The organism is Geodermatophilus poikilotrophus (assembly GCF_900111455.1).
Taxonomy (GTDB): Bacteria; Actinomycetota; Actinomycetes; order Mycobacteriales; family Geodermatophilaceae; genus Geodermatophilus; species Geodermatophilus poikilotrophus.
Genome location: NZ_FOIE01000011.1, coordinates 70153 through 87323 on the forward strand (window position 1 = coordinate 70153; position 17171 = coordinate 87323).

20 protein-coding genes are annotated in these 17171 nt (G+C 74.3%); 10 read left to right on the forward strand and 10 right to left on the reverse strand.

All coding sequences use genetic code 11. From position 1 onward, the window contains the following. Positions 1-88 precede the first annotated feature (88 nt). The gene (locus BMW27_RS21490; RefSeq protein ID WP_175486608.1) at positions 89-259 is read left to right on the forward strand and encodes a CsbD family protein; all 171 of its coding nucleotides are present in this window, start codon (positions 89-91) and stop codon (positions 257-259) included. Positions 260-368: 109 nt separating this feature from the next. On the opposite strand, the gene BMW27_RS21495 is transcribed toward BMW27_RS21490, so the two are convergent. Then, a complete protein-coding gene (locus tag BMW27_RS21495; protein WP_175486609.1) occupies positions 369-1130 on the reverse strand; it encodes an NUDIX domain-containing protein in 762 nt (253 codons plus the stop codon). Between the two features lie 35 nt (positions 1131-1165). On the opposite strand from BMW27_RS21495, the gene BMW27_RS21500 reads away from it, so the two are divergent. The 6 genes from BMW27_RS21500 (at position 1166) to BMW27_RS21525 (ending at position 6138) form a co-directional block, all read left to right on the forward strand. After that, a complete protein-coding gene (locus BMW27_RS21500; RefSeq protein ID WP_091448251.1) occupies positions 1166-1651 on the forward strand; it encodes an RrF2 family transcriptional regulator in 486 nt (161 codons plus the stop codon). A gap of 34 nt (positions 1652-1685) precedes the next feature. Further along, positions 1686-2237 carry an adenylyl-sulfate kinase gene (gene cysC / locus BMW27_RS21505; protein WP_091448253.1) on the forward strand — a complete coding sequence of 184 codons (552 nt, stop codon included), beginning with the start codon at positions 1686-1688 and terminating at the stop codon, positions 2235-2237. 228 nt (positions 2238-2465) lie between these two features. Then, the gene (locus tag BMW27_RS21510; RefSeq protein WP_091448255.1) at positions 2466-4136 is read left to right on the forward strand and encodes a nitrite/sulfite reductase; all 1671 of its coding nucleotides are present in this window, start codon (positions 2466-2468) and stop codon (positions 4134-4136) included. A gap of 174 nt (positions 4137-4310) precedes the next feature. Beyond that, entirely contained in the window at positions 4311-5021 is a 711-nt protein-coding gene (locus tag BMW27_RS21515; RefSeq protein WP_091448257.1) for a phosphoadenylyl-sulfate reductase, read from the forward strand. A 17-nt stretch (positions 5022-5038) separates the two neighbouring features. Beyond that, positions 5039-5341, forward strand: coding sequence for a 4a-hydroxytetrahydrobiopterin dehydratase (locus BMW27_RS21520; RefSeq protein ID WP_091448259.1), 303 nt, complete (start codon positions 5039-5041; stop codon positions 5339-5341). A 113-nt stretch (positions 5342-5454) separates the two neighbouring features. Beyond that, positions 5455-6138, forward strand: a complete 684-nt coding sequence (locus tag BMW27_RS21525) for a hypothetical protein (RefSeq protein WP_139206955.1) — start codon at positions 5455-5457, stop codon at positions 6136-6138. Positions 6139-6156: 18 nt separating this feature from the next. On the opposite strand, the gene BMW27_RS21530 is transcribed toward BMW27_RS21525, so the two are convergent. From BMW27_RS21530 to BMW27_RS21540, 3 genes are all read right to left on the reverse strand, one after another. Further along, positions 6157-8391: a PhoX family protein gene (locus BMW27_RS21530; protein WP_091448263.1), complete on the reverse strand. Its 2235-nt coding sequence runs from the start codon at positions 8389-8391 to the stop codon at positions 6157-6159. Positions 8392-8529: 138 nt separating this feature from the next. Beyond that, positions 8530-8925: a DUF3037 domain-containing protein gene (locus BMW27_RS21535; protein ID WP_091448265.1), complete on the reverse strand. Its 396-nt coding sequence runs from the start codon at positions 8923-8925 to the stop codon at positions 8530-8532. Continuing rightward, positions 8922-9776: a HipA family kinase gene (locus BMW27_RS21540; RefSeq protein WP_091448396.1), complete on the reverse strand. Its 855-nt coding sequence runs from the start codon at positions 9774-9776 to the stop codon at positions 8922-8924. The genes BMW27_RS21535 and BMW27_RS21540 overlap by 4 nt, the downstream gene beginning before the upstream one ends. Before the next feature lie 60 nt (positions 9777-9836). Between BMW27_RS21540 and BMW27_RS21545 the strand changes: the two genes are divergently transcribed. After that, on the forward strand, positions 9837-10382 hold the full coding sequence (locus BMW27_RS21545; protein WP_091448267.1) for a DUF1990 domain-containing protein: 546 nt from the start codon (positions 9837-9839) through the stop codon (positions 10380-10382). A 22-nt stretch (positions 10383-10404) separates the two neighbouring features. On the opposite strand, the gene BMW27_RS21550 is transcribed toward BMW27_RS21545, so the two are convergent. From BMW27_RS21550 to BMW27_RS21560, 3 genes are all read right to left on the reverse strand, one after another. Continuing rightward, positions 10405-10896, reverse strand: a complete 492-nt coding sequence (locus BMW27_RS21550) for an anthrone oxygenase family protein (RefSeq protein ID WP_175486610.1) — start codon at positions 10894-10896, stop codon at positions 10405-10407. 205 nt (positions 10897-11101) lie between these two features. Beyond that, complete coding sequence (locus tag BMW27_RS21555; protein ID WP_091448273.1) at positions 11102-11914, reverse strand: formate/nitrite transporter family protein; 813 nt, start codon at positions 11912-11914, stop codon at positions 11102-11104. A gap of 105 nt (positions 11915-12019) precedes the next feature. Then, entirely contained in the window at positions 12020-12499 is a 480-nt protein-coding gene (locus BMW27_RS21560; RefSeq protein ID WP_139206956.1) for a hypothetical protein, read from the reverse strand. Between the two features lie 121 nt (positions 12500-12620). Here BMW27_RS21560 and BMW27_RS21565 point away from each other — a divergent pair, with 121 nt between their 5' ends. Further along, positions 12621-13319 (forward strand): monooxygenase, encoded by a 699-nt coding sequence (locus tag BMW27_RS21565; RefSeq protein WP_091448278.1) that lies wholly within the window; start codon positions 12621-12623, stop codon positions 13317-13319. Between the two features lie 5 nt (positions 13320-13324). Here BMW27_RS21565 and BMW27_RS21570 read toward each other — a convergent pair whose 3' ends face one another. Then, positions 13325-13840, reverse strand: a complete 516-nt coding sequence (locus tag BMW27_RS21570) for a GNAT family N-acetyltransferase (RefSeq protein WP_245743795.1) — start codon at positions 13838-13840, stop codon at positions 13325-13327. 220 nt (positions 13841-14060) lie between these two features. Here BMW27_RS21570 and BMW27_RS21575 point away from each other — a divergent pair, with 220 nt between their 5' ends. Further along, positions 14061-15542, forward strand: coding sequence for a M1 family metallopeptidase (locus BMW27_RS21575; protein WP_091448282.1), 1482 nt, complete (start codon positions 14061-14063; stop codon positions 15540-15542). Between the two features lie 30 nt (positions 15543-15572). On the opposite strand, the gene BMW27_RS21580 is transcribed toward BMW27_RS21575, so the two are convergent. Continuing rightward, positions 15573-16199 carry an FAD-binding oxidoreductase gene (locus BMW27_RS21580; protein WP_091448398.1) on the reverse strand — a complete coding sequence of 209 codons (627 nt, stop codon included), beginning with the start codon at positions 16197-16199 and terminating at the stop codon, positions 15573-15575. Between the two features lie 217 nt (positions 16200-16416). Beyond that, positions 16417-17025: a sulfite oxidase-like oxidoreductase gene (locus BMW27_RS21585; RefSeq protein WP_091448285.1), complete on the reverse strand. Its 609-nt coding sequence runs from the start codon at positions 17023-17025 to the stop codon at positions 16417-16419. Between the last annotated feature and the right edge of the window lie 146 nt (positions 17026-17171).

Sequence of the window (17171 nt, forward strand, 5' to 3'; positions counted from 1 at the left end):
CCACCGGACTTCTTCCACCGACGACCCCACCTGCGTGTCAGGTGCGTCGATCCCGGGTACCCACCTCGGACCGACGATAGGAGTCGACATGAGTGGCATCGACAAGATGAAGAACAAGGTCGAGGAGCTCTCGGGCAAGGGCAAGGAGTCCGTCGGCGAGGCGACCGGCGACCGCGACCTGCAGGCCGAGGGCAAGGCCGACCAGGCCTCGGGCAACCTCAAGCAGGCCGGCGAGAAGGTCAAGGACGTCTTCAAGTGAAGGACCCCGTCCTGCTCACCCCTCACTAGCTCGGGGCGAGCCTCTGGACGGGGCCGTTCCGGCACGTCACCAGGGCGCCGTCCCTCTCCGGGACGGCGCCCGTGACGTGTCAGAGCCGGCCGAGCAGCGCGCGGACGGCGGGCAGCAGCGGCCGGTCCGCGGGGATCCAGTCCAGCGCCTCCAGGTCGTCCGCGGTCAGCCAGCGCAGCTCGCTGTGCTCGTGGGCGGTGACCTCGCTCCCGGGCTCGACGCGAGCGCACCACACGCGCAGCGTGGAGGCCCCCGGCAGCCCGCCGGCGACGACGCCGTCCAGCACCACCTCCCCCACGAACGCCTCGGGGACGACGGCCACGCCGAGCTCCTCACCGATCTCGCGGACCAGCGCGGCGAGCTTGGCCTCCCCCTGCTCGACCTTGCCGCCGGGGAACTCCCAGCAGCCGTCGTAGGGCCCGCCCGATCTCCGGGCGACGAGGACCCGGTCGCCGTCCACCAGTGCGGCGCCGACCACCTGGACGACGTCGAGGGCCCGCCGGGCGGCAGCGGCGGCGTAGCCGTCCAGGTGGACCGCCATCGCCCGGTGCACGCGCCGGCGCAGCAGCGGGTCCACCACCCGTCCGAGCGGGCCCGGCAGCGCGGTCGCCCAGTCCACCTGCTCCTCGACGAGGGTGCCGGCGCCGGTGGCGGTGAAGCGACGCGAGTGGGTCAGCCGGCGCCAGCCGCGGCCGGGCCCCACGGCGTAGACGTCTCGGAACGGCCGGACCGACACGACCTCCTCCAGCGGCACCGGCCAGGGGCGGCCGAGGGCGCGGGCGACGTCGAAGGCCACGGTCAGCGGCGCCTCCACCAGGGTGGTGAAACGCAGCCGGGACACGCTGCCACCCTGGCAGACAGGGCAGACTGGCCGCCGTGCGCATCACCGCCCGGGTCGACTACGCCGTCCGAGCCGCCGTGGAGCTGGCCGCGGCGGCCCCCGGAGCGCTGACCTGCGACCGCATCGCCGCGGCGCAGGGCATCCCGTCCCGGTTCCTCCAGTCGATCCTCAGCGACCTGCAGCACGCCCGCCTGGTCACCAGCCAGCGCGGTCGGGAGGGCGGCTACCGGCTGGCCCTGCCGCCCTCGGAGGTCTCCATCGCCCGGGTCATGCGGGTGGAGCAGGGCTTCCTCGCCGAGGTGCACGGCCAGCGCCCCGAGGACGTCGAGTACTCGGGCACCGCCGTTCCGCTGGCCTCGGTGTGGGTGGCCGCCCGCGAGGCCTACCGCCGGGTGCTCGAGCAGGTGACCCTCGCCGACGTCGTCGCGGGCGAGCTGCCGGCGCCGGTCGCCGAGCTGGCGGCCCTCGAGGAGGCCTGGCGGTCCTTCCGCGACGAGGCCGTCGCGGACCGGGGCCGCTAGCCGCCGTCGCGCCGACCTGGGCGAGACTGGCGGCATGCCAGCTGCACCGCGCCCGGGCGTCACCGTGTTCCTCACCGGCCTCTCCGGGGCGGGCAAGTCCACGATCGCCGACGCGCTGGTCGCCGACCTGGAGGCCGCGGGCCGGCCGGTGACGGTCCTGGACGGCGACGTCGTGCGGACCCACCTGTCCAGCGAGCTCTCCTTCTCCCGGGAGGACCGGGACCTCAACATCCGCCGGATCGGCTTCGTCGCCGGAGAGGTCGTGAAGCACGGCGGCACGGTCGTCGTCGCCGCGATCGCGCCGTACGAGGCCGCCCGCGAGGAGGCCCGCGCGCTGGTCGAGCGGCACGGCCGGTTCGTGCTGGTGCACCTGTCGACGCCGCTGGAGGTCTGCGAGGGTCGCGACGTCAAGGGCCTGTACGCGCGGGCCCGGGCCGGGGAGATCACCGGGTTCACCGGCGTCGACGATCCCTACGAGCCGCCGGCGCGCGCGGAGGTCGTCCTCGACACCTCGGTCACCCCGCTGCCGGAGTCCGTGGCGCGGATCCGCAGCGTCATCGACGGCGCGGCGGCCCCTGTCTCCTGAGTCACACTCCGCCGGTCCCGCCGCGTGTGGGACCATGGGAGCGTGACCGGTCGCGCCTTGTTCCTCGTCGCGCGCCGTCACATCGACCTCGCGCTGGTCAGCAGCGCGGTCTGTCGCCCCGCGCGCTGACCTCGGTCCCCCGCAGCACCCGCTGCGCCTCCCGATCTGGCAGCGCCCACCCCGTCCGGTCACGGCGCCGCGACGGACGGCGCAGAAGGAAGTGCCACCGTGACGACCCCCCGCACCAGCAGCAGGCCGCAGCGTGGCCAGGGCCAGTGGGCGCTGGGCTACCGGGAGCCGCTCAACCCCAACGAGCGGATGAAGAAGGACGCCGACGGCCTCACCGTGCGCCAGCGGGTCCTCGACATCTACGCGCACACCGGGTTCGGCGGCATCGACCCCTCCGACCTGCGCGGCCGGATGCGCTGGATGGGGCTCTACACCCAGCGGGCGCAGGGCATCCCCGGCGGGAAGACCGCCGTGCTGGAGCCCGAGGAGCTCGAGGACTCCTACTTCATGATGCGGGTGCGCACCGACGGCGGGGCGCTGACCAGCGACCAGTTGCGGACCATCGGCGGCATCAGCACCGAGTTCGGCCGCGACGTCGCCGACGTCACCGACCGGCAGAACATCCAGTACCACTGGATCCGCATCGAGGACGTCCCGGAGATCTGGCGGCGGCTGGAGGCGGTCGGCCTCACCACGACCGAGGCCTGCGGCGACACCCCCCGCGGCATGCTCAACTGCCCGCTGGCCGGCGTCCTGGAGGACGAGGTCCTCGACGCCTCCGACGTCATGGCGCAGACGGTGGCCAAGTACGTCGGCAGCCCCGAGTTCAGCAATCTGCCCCGCAAGTGGAAGACGTCGATGTCCGGCTGCGTCGACCACTGCACCGAGCCGGAGATTGACGACATCTCCTTCGTCGGCGTGCGCAACGCCGACGGCGAGGCCGGGTACGACCTGTGGGTCGGCGGCGGCCTGTCGACCAACCCGATGTTCGCCAAGCGGCTCGGCGTCTTCGTGCGGCCCGACCAGGTGACCGACGTCTGGGCGGCCTGCACCTCGATCTTCCGGGACTACGGCTACCGCCGGCAGCGCAACCGGGCCCGCATCAAGTTCCTCGTGGCCGACTGGGGCCCGGAGAAGTTCCGCCAGGTGCTGGAGGACGAGTACCTGCACGACGAGCTCCCCGACGGCCCCGCCGCGGCTCCGCCGGTGCACGAGCAGCGCGACCACGTCGGCGTCGCCCGGCAGAAGGACGGCACCAACGCCGTCGGCTTCGCTCTGCGCACCGGCCGGATCACCGGCAGCCTGCTCACCCGGATCGCCGACCTCGCCGACGAGTACGGGCAGGGGCGCACCCGGACGACGACCCAGCAGAAGATGGTCGTCCTCGACGTCCCCGACGAGCGGGTCGAGGACCTCGTGGCGGCGCTGGCCGAGCACGACCTGCAGGTGCGCCCGAGCGCGTTCCGGCGCGGCACGATGGCCTGCACCGGGCTGGAGTTCTGCAAGCTCGCGATCGTCGAGACCAAGCAGCACGCCCAGGACCTCTACGCCGAGCTGGAGAAGCGGCTGCCGGACTTCGACGAGCCGATCGGCATCAACGTCAACGGCTGCCCGAACAGCTGCGCCCGGTTCCAGACCGCCGACATCGGCTTCAAGGGCTCGATGGTGCGCGACGACAGCGGCGAGATGGTCGAGGGCTTCCAGGTGCACCTGGGCGGCCACCTCGGCACCGAGGCCGCCTTCGGGCGCAAGTTCCGCGGCCACAAGGTGACCAAGGCCGAGACCGCCGACTACTGCGAGCGGGTGCTGCGCGGCTACCTCGAGCGCCGGGAGCCCGGCGAGCGGTTCGCCGCCTACGTGGCGCGGGCCGAGGAAGCCTGGCTGCTCTGAGATGACGGAGGAGTCCGCGGACGCAGGCGGAAGACAGCGCCAGCTGCCCGTGTTCTTCTGCCCGTACTGCGGGGACGAGGAGCTGACCCCGCACGGGGACGGGAGCGAGTGGCACTGCGCTGCTTGCCTGCGGACCTTCACCGTCCGGCTCACCGGGACAGGAGTGCAGCAGCCATGACGACCGCCGTCCGGCCCACACCCGAGCTCGCCGCGGAGGCCGACGCCCGCTTCGAGGGGATCGCCGACCCCGTCGAGCAGGCGCTCGCCGTCCTGCGCTGGGCCGGGGAGACCTTCGGCGACGACTTCGCGGTCACCTCGTCCATGGCCGACGGGCTGCTCTCGCACCTGGCGTCGCGGGCGGTCCCCGGTGTCAACGTGGTCTTCCTCGACACCGGCTACCACTTCGCCGAGACCATCGGCACCCGCGACTGGGTCAGCGGGGTCATGCCGATCACGCTGGTCAACGTGCTGCCCGAGCAGACGGTCGCCGAGCAGGACGCCGAGCACGGCGCGAGGCTGCACGACCGCGACCCCGACCTGTGCTGCTCGCTGCGCAAGGTGCAGCCGCTGGCGAAGGCCCTCGCCGGGTACTCGGCGTGGGGCTCGGGCGTGCGCCGCGACGAGTCGCCGACCCGCGCGGGCACCAGGGTCGTCGACTGGGACGCCAAGCGCGGCATGGTGAAGGTCAACCCGCTCGCCGCCTGGACGCAGGAGCACGTCGACGCCTACACCGTCGAGCACCAGGTGCCGGTCAACCCGCTGCAGGAGATCGGCTACGCGTCGATCGGCTGCGCGCCGTGCACCCGTCCGGTGGCCCCCGGCGAGGACCCGCGCGCCGGGCGCTGGGCCGGCCGCGGCAAGACGGAGTGCGGCCTGCACCTGTAGACGGTGGTGGCGGCAGGATGGCCGTCGTGCCGCGACCACCCCGACTGTCCCCAGACGAGCTCGCCGTCGCGCTGTCCGGGCTGCCGCTGTGGTCGGGGGACGGCGAGGGCATCCGCCGCAGCGTGGAGCTGTCCGGCTTCCCGGACGCCGTCGCCGCGCTGGTGCGGCTCGCGTTCGTCGCCGAGCAGCTGGACCACCACCCCGACGTCGACCTGCGCTGGCGCACCCTGCACCTGACGCTGGTCACCCACTCGGCAGGCGGGGTCACCGAGCTGGACCTCCAGCTCGCTCGCCGGATCGACGCGCTGTTCCCCGGCTGAGCGACCCCGCCGGGTCACCCGACCGTGGGGTCGGCCGGGCACGGACAGGTGAACGTGCGGTCGAGACGGGCCGGCGGGCGCACCGGGGCGTTGCGGCTCCTACCCTGCACCCCGTGTCCGACAGCACCCTCCCGTCCCCCGAGGGATCAGCGGTGAGCCATCCGCCGCACCCGGTCCGGCGACCCGCGAGCCGGCCGACGCCCGGGCCTGCCACCTGGCAGGTCCTGGGCGCGGCGCTGGCCGTCGGGTTCCTGGCCCTGGCCGCCACGCAAGCGGCCGCCTGGTCCTTCGGCGAGCCGGTGGCGGTGCTCACCCGCGACCCGCAGACCAGCGCGGACGTCGCCTGGTACACCGGCTCGGTCGCCGTCTTCACCGACATGGTGTGGGCGGTCGTCGCCGCCTGCACGCTGCTGGCCGCCTGGCTCGTGCCGCAGGAGCGGCCACGGCTGGTGGCGCTCGGGCTCTTCGCGGTGGTGCTGGCGGCCGACGACGCGCTGCTGATCCACGACGAGGTCGGGCCGATCAACGGCGTCCCGCAGGAGGCGTTCCTGGCGGTCTACGCGCTGGCGGCGCTCCTGCTGCTGGTCCCCTTCCTGCGCCACCCCTGGACGGCCTCGTCGGTGGCCTTCCTCCTCGGCGCCGCGCTGCTCGGTCTGTCGATCGTCGCCGACCAGCTGTTCCCCGGGCTGCACCTGCTCGAGGACGGCGCCAAGCTGCTCGGCGTCCTGCTGTGGACGACCGTCCCGGTCCTCGCCCTGCGCGACTGGCGCCGGGCCGGCCAGCCGACCGGTCCCTGACCGCCCGCGGGGCGGCGCTCAGCTGCCGACCCGACCGCCGTCCTCGCGGGCGACCACCACCACGCTGGGCCGCGGGAACGGCCGCTCCGGCAGCCGGTCGGGCCAGGTGCTCGCCGGGGTGTCCCGGGTCGAGCCGGTGGTCTCCCCCGGGTGCTGGACGGACACGAACACCGACCGCCCGTCCCCGGGGATCATCGGGCCGCTGCACTCGGCACCGATGGGCACGGTGAGGAACGCCTTGAGGTGTCCGCGCTCGGCTCCCTCGGTCGGGACGGCGAAGAGCCCGTCGTTCGTGCCGCCGACGGTGCCCGCCTCCTGGTTCCGGGTCGACAGCACGGTGCCGTCGGTGGAGATCCACAGGTTGCCGGCCGGGTCGAACTCCAGGTTGTCCGGGCAGGACATGGCACTGACCTGGGACTTGTCGTAGCCGGCGAAGTAGGTCCCGGGGTCCTCCGGGTTGCCGGCCAGGATGAAGACCCGCCAGGTGAAGGTGTCCCCGGCGATCGAGCCGGTCTCCTCCCACTCGATGACGTGGCCGTTGCGGTTGCCGGGACGCTCCTCGTAACGGCCGTCCTCGGCGTCGAAGGCGAACGACCGGCTCACCGGGTTGGCCTCGTCCGCCCCGGGCCGCCCGTCCTGCCCGGTCCGGTTCGTGTTGTTCGTCAGGGCCGCGTACACCCGCTGGTTGACCGGGTTGACCTGGATGTCCTCGGGCCGGTCCATCTTCGTGGGGACCTGCCCCGGGTCGACGACGACCGGGTTGGCCGGGTCGGGGAAGTCCCCGTCGGCGTCGAGCTGCTTGCCGAGGCGGTCGGCGGCCAGCCGGGTGAAGGTCAGCACCCAGGCGACGTCCTTGCCCGAGACCATCGAGCGGCCGTCCTGCACCAGCGGGACCCACCGGCCGGTGCCGTCGAACTCGCCGTCCCCGGGCAGGGTGCCGGTGCCGTCGATCTCCGTGGCCGGCGAGTCGCCGCTGAAGTGGGCGACGTAGAGGTCACCCTCCTCGAGCAGCGTCATGTTGTGGGCCCGCGCCGCCGGGTCGTCGCCCTCGCAGTACTTCTTCCTCGACACGAACTTGTAGATGTAGTCGAACCGCTCGTCGTCCCCGGAGTAGGCGACGACCCGGCCGTCCTCGGCGATGCGGACGTTGGCCGTCTCGTGCTTGAAGCGCCCCAGCGACGTGTGCTTGCGGGGGGTCGAGGTGGGGTCGTGCGGGTCGACCTCGACGACCCAGCCGAAGCGGTTGACCTCGTTGGGCTCCTGCGCCAGGTCGAACCGTGGGTCGACGGCCTCCCACCGACGTCCGGCCGAGTCCTCCGCGCTGATGCTGTACCGGCCCAGGCGGGGCTCGCGCGGGTCCTCGGAGATCGGCGCGGACGTCCCGAAGTACTGGTTGAAGTTCTCCTCGCCGTGCAGCGTCGTACCCCAGGGCGTGATGCCGCCGGCGCAGTTGTTGAGCGTGCCCAGGACGGTGCGGCCCTCGGGGTCGGCCGTCGTCCGCAGGTACTCCGACCCCGCGGCGGGCCCGGTGACCCGGAAGGGGGTCGAGGCGGTGATCCGCCGGTTGCGGTCGCGCTCGGGGGTCGGCAGCCACACGCCGGAGTCGCCCTGCCGCTGGATCTGCACCACGGAGATGCCGTGCGCCATCATCGCGACGCGCTTCTGCTCGTCGGTGGTCGGCGCCTCCTCCTCGGCGACGCCGGAGAACATCAGCTGCTCGTTGGTGTACTCGTGGTTCACCACGAGCAGGGCGCGCCGGCGCCCGAGCGGCAGGAACCCGATGAAGTCGCAGTTGTAGCCGAACTGCTTGGCCTGCGCCTCGGCGGTCTGCGCGTCGACGTCGAACTCTGGCGCGCCCTCCTCGACCGGGTCGCCCCAGCGCATCACGACGGCGGAGCCGTAACCGGCCGGGACGACGAGCTCGTCGAGGAAGTTCTGCTCGACCGGCTCGAAGGTGAGGGCACCGTCCCGGGCCGCCCCGGCACGTCCCGGCGCGGCCGCCGCCGGCTCGGGGAGCAGCGGGCCCGTGGCCACCACCAGGGCCCCGGCGCCGGCTGCCTTGAGCAGGGCGCGCCGGCTGAGGGCCGTCTGGACGACGGACTCGAAGGTGGGGTTGTCCGTGCGGTTGGGCACGGTCGCATCGCAGGCGTTGCCGCACTTGTAGTAGCAGGTCGCGTGGCTGCGGGTGCCGTGACGGACCGAGTTGAGCAGGGGCAGCAGGAGGCGTCGGCGGGGGTTGGAGCTGTCCGTCATGGGTCCTCGGCTCTGGAGACGTCGTTGCCCGGACGCTAGTGCGGCGGACCGACGCCCGCATGACGCCCGGGGGTGGGTCTCGTGAAGCCGCCGGCCACCCGCCGTTCACCCGCACGGGGTACCGCGGCGTACGGACGGTCAGGAACCGGTGACGGGCAGCACCAGCAGTTGCAGCAGCCGGTCGGCCTCGGCGTCCGGGTCGTCGGTCAGCCCGGTGTGCACCGGCCCGGCCTGGACGACGGTGCTGCGCGGCGCGGTGAGCCAGCGGAACCGCGACCCCAGCGCCTCGCGCCCGGCGGCGCCGGATGCCGGGTCGGCGGCGCAGACGTCCGCGGCGGCCTGCAGTGCGCGGCCGATCGCGTCGGGGTCCGCGGTGGGGTCCAGGGCGCGCAGCCGGTCGGCGTCCAGGTGCACCCGGGACCCCAGGTAGTCCCGCTGCCGGCAGTAGACGAGGACGCCGGCGTTGAGCGACTCCCCGCGCTCCACCCGCGGCACCACGCGCAGGACGGCGTACTCGAAGGTCTCCCGGCTCACCGCTGGTTCATCCCCGCAGGCGGCGGCGGGCCCAGCCACGACGGCCGGTTCTCCCCGCGCGGGGCCCGGCGGCGCGACCCGCCCTCGGCCGCGGCGGCCACCAGCGGCGGCAGCCAGGCGTCGCGGGCGGCCAGCCGGGCCAGCAGCTGGTCGACGTAGCGGGCGCGCACCGCGTCGGGAGCGTCGTCCGGAGCGGGGCCGTCCAGCCAGTCGTCGGGCACCTGGCGCAGCACCTGCTCCAGCAGCGGGCGGGTGACCCGGGCGGCGAGCGCGGCGTCGGCGGCGCGGACGTCGGGCGAGCAGTCCACCAGCGCGTGCTGGGTCGCGTCGTAGGGGCGCGCCACCGCGGCGGCGGCGCCGGGCCAGTGGTGGTGGAAGGTCAGCGTGGCCCCGTGGTCGATCAGCTGCAGCCGGCCGTGCCAGAACAGCATGTTCGGGTTGCGCCACGAGCGGTCGACGTTGCCGACCAGCGCGTCGAACCACAGCACCCGGCCGGCCAGCTCCGGGGCGACGCCGTCGGCGCCGGCCTCGAAGTCCAGCGCCCCGGGCAGGTAGTCCAGCCCGAGGTTGACCCCGGCCGAGCGCTGCAGCAGCTCCTGCACCTCGACGTCGGGCTCCCCCACTGCCAGCTCCGGCGCCACGTCGACGGTCACCAGCGCCGGCACCGGCAGCGACAGGGCCCGGGCCAGCTCGCCGCAGACCACCTCGGCGACGAGCACCTTCACGCCCTGCCCGGCGGCCCGCCACTTGACCACGTAGGTGCCCAGGTCGTCGGCCTCCATGAGGCCGGGCAGCGAGCCACCCTCGCGCAGCGGGGTGACGTAGCGGGTGGCGGTGACGGCGGGCAGCACAGTGGCCGCGACCCTACCGGCGGGGGCGCCGGGTGGACCGGCGGCCACGACACTGGGCGCATGGGCCTCCTGCGCGTCCTCGACCCCGCCGGCCTGGTCGACGTCCCGTTCAGCTACGCCCCGGTGGGCGCCACGCGGGACGCCGAGCTGCCGGCCGGCTACGACCACGTCGAGCGCTCGGTCGTCGTCGGCTCGGGCCCGGAGGCGTTCGAGCGGGCCGTGGCGGCGGTGTTCGACTGGCGGATGCAGCGGGCCGTCGGGCTGCGGGTGCGGGCCACCGGGCCGGCGAGCGAGCCGGGCACCGTCGTCGTCCTGACCGCGGGGCTGCCGCGGCCGGGATACGACATCCCGTGCCGGGTGGTGTGGGCGCAGGCGACCGGCGACGAGCGCGGCTTCGCCTACGGCACGCTGCCCGGCCACCCGGAGAGCGGCGAGGAGGCGTTCCTCGTCCGGCTCGAGCCCGGCGGCGACGTCGTCTTCCGGCTGCGGGTGTTCGCCCGGCTCGCCTCACCGCTGGCCCGTCTCGGCGGGCCGGTCAGCACGCTGGTGCAGCGGCTGGCCACGGCGCGCTACCTGACCGCCGTGCGGCAGGCCACCGGCGGGTGACGGCTCCGCGGGCTCGGGGCCCTCAGGGCCTGCGCGGGAGGAGCGCCGACGCCGCGGCCACCGTGGCGACGACACCGAGGGCGACCCGGAGGTGGTGCCACCGCGCCCACGAGGCCAGCAGGTCCGCCGTCTCCGCATCGGTCAGGGAGCCTCCGGTGAACCGGTGGTTGGCCGGTTCGTTCACCGTGACGGTGACGGCCACGACCCCCACCGTGGCCGCCGCGGCCGTGAGCGAGGCCGGGCTCCGCCGGCGGGAGGTGGTCACGTCCGCGATCGCCGAGGCGACGCCGGCCACCCCGGCAGCGGCACCCAGCGGCACCATGAGCGTGCGGATGCGCGGCGCGTTCGCCGTGAACCACCGGCGGAACTCCGGGGGCGGGACGCTGCGCCAGAACGGCAGGAGCACCGCCTCGATGAGCACCATCCCGCCCGCGAGGAGCCCGGCGAGCACGGCCGAGAGGAGCGCGAGCGGCCGTGCGTAGGCGGCCGCCGGACGGTGCGGTCCCGATCTCATGGACGTCCCCTCACGGGTCGGGAGGTCGTCGAGGCAGCGTAGCCAGCGACGCCGCCTCGGGGACGGTCCGGCGACCGCCCTGGGCATCCCGGCGCGAGCAGGACCGCGCCCGGTCGGCCCGGGCGCGCAGCGCACCGTCGTCGTCCCCGGGCCGTTCGGGGCCCGGGGGAGCCGGTGACCCGGGCGGCTCGGCGGGCCGGCGGCCTCAGGAGCGGGCGGCGGCCCGCTCGCGCTCGAGAAGCTCCTTGCTGCGCACCAACCGCAGGAACGTGACGACCACCAGCCCGCCGACGACGTTGAGCAGCGTCGTGTACCAGAACCAGGCCAGCCAGTCGCCGTACCCGTACGGGGCGCCGTGGTGGATCGCCCCGAAGATGATCAGCGAGTCCAGGATCGAGTGGAACAGCACCAGGCCGGCGAGCAGGAACGCCCCGGCCACCGCGGCGGCGAGCTTGCCCGTCTCGGAGTCGGCCCCGTGCTGCATCCGGGTCATCAGCGTGATGAAGGCGCCGGCCAGCAGCGCCAGGCAGACCGCCTCCAGGTCCAGCGGCGCCTCCACGAAGGTGCGGCCCGACTCGACCGCCGTGGCGCCGAGCTCGGGGAGGGCGTGCACGACCAGCCACATGACCAGCCAGCCGCCCACCAGGTTGGCGACCAGCGTCCCGGCCCACAGCTTCCCCAGCTGGCCGGCGCTCGCCCGGCCGGCGACCACCGCGGTCACCGGCACGAGGAACCCCTCGGTGAACAGCTCGCTCTTGGCCAGCATCAGCGCGACGAACCCGATGCTGAACGCCAGCCCGGCCAGCAGGTGGCTGCCGGTTGCCGCGTAGACGGCCAGCAGCGCGACGACGCCGGTGGCCACCTCGAGCCCGCCGGCCAGCCCGGTGGTCAGCACCTCCCGCCACGAGCGGTGCAGCCGCTGCGCCCCCTCGTCGACGATCTTGTCGAAGGCCTGCACCACCTGGTCCTCGACCGGGGCGTCGGTCTCGCCCAGCTCCTCGCGTGCGGTCTGCGCCACGGCAGGCCTCCTCTCGGGCGGCCGCCGGCATCCCGGGGTCCGAGGCAGCGGCGGAACCGGACGGGAGCTACCCGGGCCCCCCGCAGCCGCACACCTCGGCGTCGCTCATCCCGGCCGGGCGACGGGGGGTGCGTCGTCCACGAACGGGATCTTGGTGACGTACTGCTGGTAGAGCTTTGCGCCGTCCTCCACCGACAGGTGGCCGAACTCCAGCAGCGTGGCCAGTCCCTCCAGCTCGGCATCGGCCGCCTCGACGGCGCTCAGCTCCGCGGCGGAGTTGTTCGCCTTGTCGATCGCGGTCAGGACCGTGGCGCACAGTGAGACCAGCAGCGCGAGGAGGCAGAGGGGGCGCCACACGTCCGAGCTGCCGCCGAGGTCGAGGGCGCCGTTCACCGTCTCGGTGAAGCCCGTGCCGCCGATCCCGGGCCCGGCGGTGAGGACGGCGGACAGGGACGTCAGCACCAGTGTCGCGGTGACCCGTCGCCTGATGCGGGGACGCCGCTCCCGCAGGAAGGCCTCGACCGCCGCCCGGCGCGCGTTCACCCGCCGCAGCAGGTCCTGTCGGAGATCTGTCTGATCGGCCATACCGGTCCCCCCGCTCTGCAGCACAGGATGCACGCAGCGTAGTGGCGGTCCCGCCTCCGCAGGGGCCCACGACGGCGGCCCGCCGCGGCGCGAACCGTGTGCGACGGGGAGGATCGGAGCCGTGACCACTCGACGGCTGGCGACCCTGCACGTGTGGGGCGTGCCCGGCCGGTCGGTGCCCGCCGCGCTGCTGCGGATGGCGGTCGACCGGCGTCCGCTGCGCCGCACCCCCGGGCTGCGGTTCGCCAAGCTGCTGGGCACCGGCAGCGGCCGGACCTTCACCGTGCGCGACGCCGACCCCCGCCGGTGGGCGCTGCTGGCGGTGTGGGACGACGAGCGCTCGGCCGCCGCCTTCGAGTCCGGGGACGTCGTCCGCCGGTGGCAGCGGATCGCCGACGAGCAGTGGACCGCCCGGATGCGCCCCCTCGCCGCCCGCGGCCGGTGGTCCCGCGAGGAACCGTTCGGGAAGCCCTGGCCGCAGCGCTGGGACGGACCGGTCGCCGCGGTCACCCGCGCCCGGCTCACGACGCGCAAGGCGGTGACGTTCTGGCGCGCCGTCCCGCCGGTCTCCGCCGACCTGCACGACAGCCCGGGGCTGCGTCTCGCGCTCGGCATCGGCGAGGCCCCGCTCGGGCTGCAGGGCACCTTCAGCGTCTGGGACTCCGCGGCCGCGCTGAACTCCTTCGCCTACGACCGCGCCCCGCACGCCGCCGTCGTCACCCGCACCGCGCAGGAGGGCTGGTACGCCGAGGAGTTGTTCGCGCGGCTCGCCCTGCTCTCGGCCGAGGGCTCCGTGGCCGGCCGCGACCCGCTGGCGTAGCCCCTCTACAGCCGGCAGGTCAGGTGCAGCTCGTCGCGGTCGTCGCCCGGCGCCACCCGGACCGCCCCCGGCATCCGGCCGAACTCGCGGTAGCCGAAGCTCGCGTAGAACGCCTCGAGGCCGGTGCCGCCGCGCACGGTGAGGTGCAGGAACTCCAGCCCGCGGTCCCGGGCGATGGCGTGCACCCCGCTCACGAGCACCCGGCCCAGGCCCCGGCCCTGCCGCTCCGGGCGCACCTGCACGCGGAGCACCGTGGCCCAGTGCCGCCGCAGCGGGCTGACCGACAGCGACAGGACGGCGAACCCCGCGAACTGCCCGTCCACCCGCAGCACGGCGAACAGCTCGTGGCCACGCTCCACCCGCTCGACCACCGCGTCGAGGTAGGGCGTGACCTCCTCCTCGGTCACCGGGGGCACGAAGCCGACCGACCCGCCGGCGTTGCTCACGTCGGTCCAGCAGGCGAGCAGCTGTGCCCGGAGGTCGTCGTCGACGGCCTCGACCGGGCAGACCTCCGTGTGCACGACCGGGATTCTCCCGGTGCGCCGGACGACTCCCCGACGCGGGCGGTCCCGCTGCCGGCCGGCACCGTGGTGCGCCTCACAGTGACCATCCCGGGCCGCTGCGTCAGGAAGCGCGTCCCGGTCGAGAGAGGCTGACCGTCACCCCGGGTTGCACGCCGTGCGCAGGACTACTTTCCGGCCGTCCCGGTGTCGGGACGACCGCCCACACCGGGGAGGGGCCATGGCCCGCAGGGCTGTAGTGCTGCTGACCACGACGGTCCTCGTGGGGCTCGCCCCGGCGACCGCGGTCGCCGACGACCACGGGCGATGGCGAGGGGAGCCGACCCCGGGCGCCCCGGGGATCGGCGACCCCTACTACCCGCTGGACGGCAACGGCGGGTACGACGTGGCCCACTACGACCTGGACCTGCGCTACGACCCCGCGACCGACGTGCTCTCCGGCACGGCGACCATCGAGGCGACGGCGACCCAGGCCCTGTCCGCCTTCAACCTCGACTTCGAGGGCCTGGACGTGCGGTCGGTGACAGTGGACGGCCGGCCGGCGACCTGGAGCCGGGACGGCGGCGAGCTGACGGTCACCCCGGATCGGCCGCTGAGGCACGACCGCGAGTTCACCGTCGCCGTCACCTACGACGGCGTACCGGACACGATCGAGGACCCCCTGCTCGGGCAGTCGGGCTTCTTCCACACCGACGACGGCGCCCTCGTCGCCGGCCAACCCGACGTCGCGGCCACCTGGTTCCCGGCGAACGACCACCCGCTCGACGCCGCCTCGGTCGCCGTGGCCATCGCCGTCCCCGAGGGGCTCGAGGGCATCTCCAACGGTGCGCTCGAGGACACCTCGACGCACGACGGGTGGACGACGTGGTCGTGGGACGCCCAGGAGCCCATGGCCACCTACCTGGTGACCCTCGCCGTCGGCGAGTTCGACCTCCGGGCGTACGAGGCCGACGGCATCCGGTACTGGGACGCGGTCGACCCGACCCTGGCCGAGCTCGACCTGGACCCGGCGACCGGGGGTCCGCTCGCCGGCGAGGTCATCGACGCGGCCCTGGCCCGGCAGCCGGAGGTCATCGAGTTCCTGGCCGAGTCGTTCGGCTCCTACCCGTTCAGCACGGCGGGCGCGATCGTCGACAACGTCCCCGGCATGGGCTTCGCGTTGGAGACCCAGACCCGGCCGGTGTACGCACCCGGCTTCTTCTCCGACCCGCTGTCCGGCGACCTCGTCGTGGTGCACGAGCTGGCGCACCAGTGGTACGGCGACTCCCTCCGGCTCGGCGCCTGGCAGCACATCTGGCTGAACGAGGGGTTCGCGACCTACGCCGAGTGGCTCTGGCTGGAACGGGAGGGCCTCTCCACCCCGCAGGCGGAGTTCGACGCGCTGTACGCCAACGCGGACACGATCTACGCCGGCTCCGAACCGCCCTTCTGGACGGTCCTCGTCGGGGACCCGGGACCGGAGACCCGCCTGCTCTTCCACCCGGCCGTCTACCAGCGCGGCGCCATGACGCTGCACGCGCTGCGGCAGGTCGTCGGCGACACCGCGTTCTCCCAGATCGTCGAGGAGTGGGCGACCTCGCGGGCCGGTGAGGCGGTCACCACCGAGGAGTTCGTCGCCCTGGCGGAGGAGCTCTCCGGCCGCCAGCTCGACGACCTCTTCGAGGCATGGCTGTTCACCCCTGAGCGGCCGCCGCTCGGCTGAGGAAGGACGGGGTCTCTCGAAGGTGGTCGATCACCCGCTGGCGCCGAAGCGCTCCACGCGGACGTCGGCCGCCGGGATCCCCAGGTCGACGAGCAGCCGGCTGGCCGCCTCCGCGAAGCCGTCCGAACCGCAGACGTACGCCGTCTGGCCCGGCTCCCACAGCGGCACGAGGTCGGCGGCGGTCAGCCGGCCGGCCGGCCGCACCCCGTGGGGCTCCCGCGTGGTGACCACGAGCGCGCCGGCCTCGAGCAGCTCGTCGGCGTAGGGCAGCTCGGCGAGCGTGCGGGTCGACACGGCGGTGCGCAGCAGGTCGGTGCGGCCGAGATCGCGCGCGGTGCGCAGCATGGCGACCAGCGGGACGACGCCGGTGCCGCCGCCGACCAGCAGCGCCGGCCGCTCGCCGTCCCACACGAACCAGCCGCCGATCGGACCGCGCACCTCCAGCTGGTCGCCGGGCTCGACGACGTCGGCGAGGAAGGTGGAGACCTCACCGTCGTCCAGGCGCTCGACGAACAGCTCGACCAGCGGGTCTCCCGGCGCGGAGGCGACCGAGTACGACCGCTGCGCGGTGTAGCCGTCCTCGGCGGTCAGCCGGACGACGTAGTGCTGGCCGGCCAGGTGCCGCACCCGGTCGGCGACGTCGAGCTGTATCTGCACCGCCCGCGGCACCGGCCGCCGGACGCCGGCGACGGTCGCGGTGCGCCACCCGCCGCTGGGCGCCCGGCCGGCCCCGTCTCCAGGCCCGCCCGGGGCAGGGACGGCCCCGCTCCGAGGCTTATCCCGGGCCTGCGAGGGGTCCGACGGCCTCGGTTCAGGGTCCCGCCGCGAGCTCGCGAGCGGTGGGGGGAAGCGAGGTCCTTCCCGGGGTCCTCCGTCAGTCACCCTGGTAGCGCTGCTCGCGCCACGGGTCGCCGCGGTCGTGGTAGCCGTTCTGCTCCCAGAAGCCGGGCTGGTCGCGCTGCAGGAGGGTCAGCCGGGTGACCCACTTGGCGCTCTTCCAGAAGTACAGGTGCGGGACCAGCAGCCGCACGGGGCCGCCGTGCTCGATGGGCAGCGGGCCGCCGTCGTACTCCCACACCACCCACGCCTTGCCGCCGGTGACGTCCTCCAGCGGCAGGTTGGTGGTGTAGCCGGTCTTCGACGTCGCGACGACGAAGTGCGCCTCGGGCGTCGGGCGGGCCGCCTCGAGCAGGGTGTCGACGCTGACGCCGGCGAACCGGGTGTCGAACTTCGACCACGTGGTGACGCAGTGGATGTCGCCGCGGTACTCCGAGCGCGGCAGCCGGTGGGCCTCGTCCCAGGTCCACGTCGTCGGGTTCTCCACCCGCCCGTCGACCGTGATGCTCCAGGTCTCGGGCGAGATGCGCGGCGTCGGTTCGGCGGTCAGCACCGGCCAGTCGCGGCCGGCGTCGTACTGCCCGGGCGGCAGGCGCGGGTCGCGCTCCCTGCGCCGTCCGAGGAATCCTCGCGTGGGTCCAGCCATGCCGTGCTCCTCCCCCGCCGGGGGGCCGGCCAACCGCTCCGCGGGTGTGGCCCTGCCCTCGCGGGCGCGAACTGTAACCGCCCCACGCGGTAAGGGCACCCTTACGAGAGCTGAGTCACCTCGCGTTGACGTGGTCGCAATCCTGG

What these genes read in the sequence shown, in the direction of transcription:
- cysC (WP_091448253.1), top strand. Translation starts at nt 1,686, where the DNA reads ATGCCAGCTGCACCGCGCCCGGGCGTCACCGTGTTCCTCACCGGCCTC.
- BMW27_RS21515 (WP_091448257.1), top strand. Translation starts at nt 4,311, where the DNA reads ATGACGACCGCCGTCCGGCCCACACCCGAGCTCGCCGCGGAGGCCGAC.
- BMW27_RS21545 (WP_091448267.1), top strand. Translation starts at nt 9,837, where the DNA reads ATGGGCCTCCTGCGCGTCCTCGACCCCGCCGGCCTGGTCGACGTCCCG.
- BMW27_RS21585 (WP_091448285.1), bottom strand. Translation starts at nt 17,025, where the DNA reads ATGGCTGGACCCACGCGAGGATTCCTCGGACGGCGCAGGGAGCGCGAC.
- BMW27_RS21520 (WP_091448259.1), top strand. Translation starts at nt 5,039, where the DNA reads ATGGCCGTCGTGCCGCGACCACCCCGACTGTCCCCAGACGAGCTCGCC.
- BMW27_RS21490 (WP_175486608.1), top strand. Translation starts at nt 89, where the DNA reads ATGAGTGGCATCGACAAGATGAAGAACAAGGTCGAGGAGCTCTCGGGC.
- BMW27_RS21530 (WP_091448263.1), bottom strand. Translation starts at nt 8,391, where the DNA reads ATGACGGACAGCTCCAACCCCCGCCGACGCCTCCTGCTGCCCCTGCTC.
- BMW27_RS21575 (WP_091448282.1), top strand. Translation starts at nt 14,061, where the DNA reads ATGGCCCGCAGGGCTGTAGTGCTGCTGACCACGACGGTCCTCGTGGGG.
- BMW27_RS21550 (WP_175486610.1), bottom strand. Translation starts at nt 10,896, where the DNA reads ATGAGATCGGGACCGCACCGTCCGGCGGCCGCCTACGCACGGCCGCTC.
- BMW27_RS21560 (WP_139206956.1), bottom strand. Translation starts at nt 12,499, where the DNA reads ATGGCCGATCAGACAGATCTCCGACAGGACCTGCTGCGGCGGGTGAAC.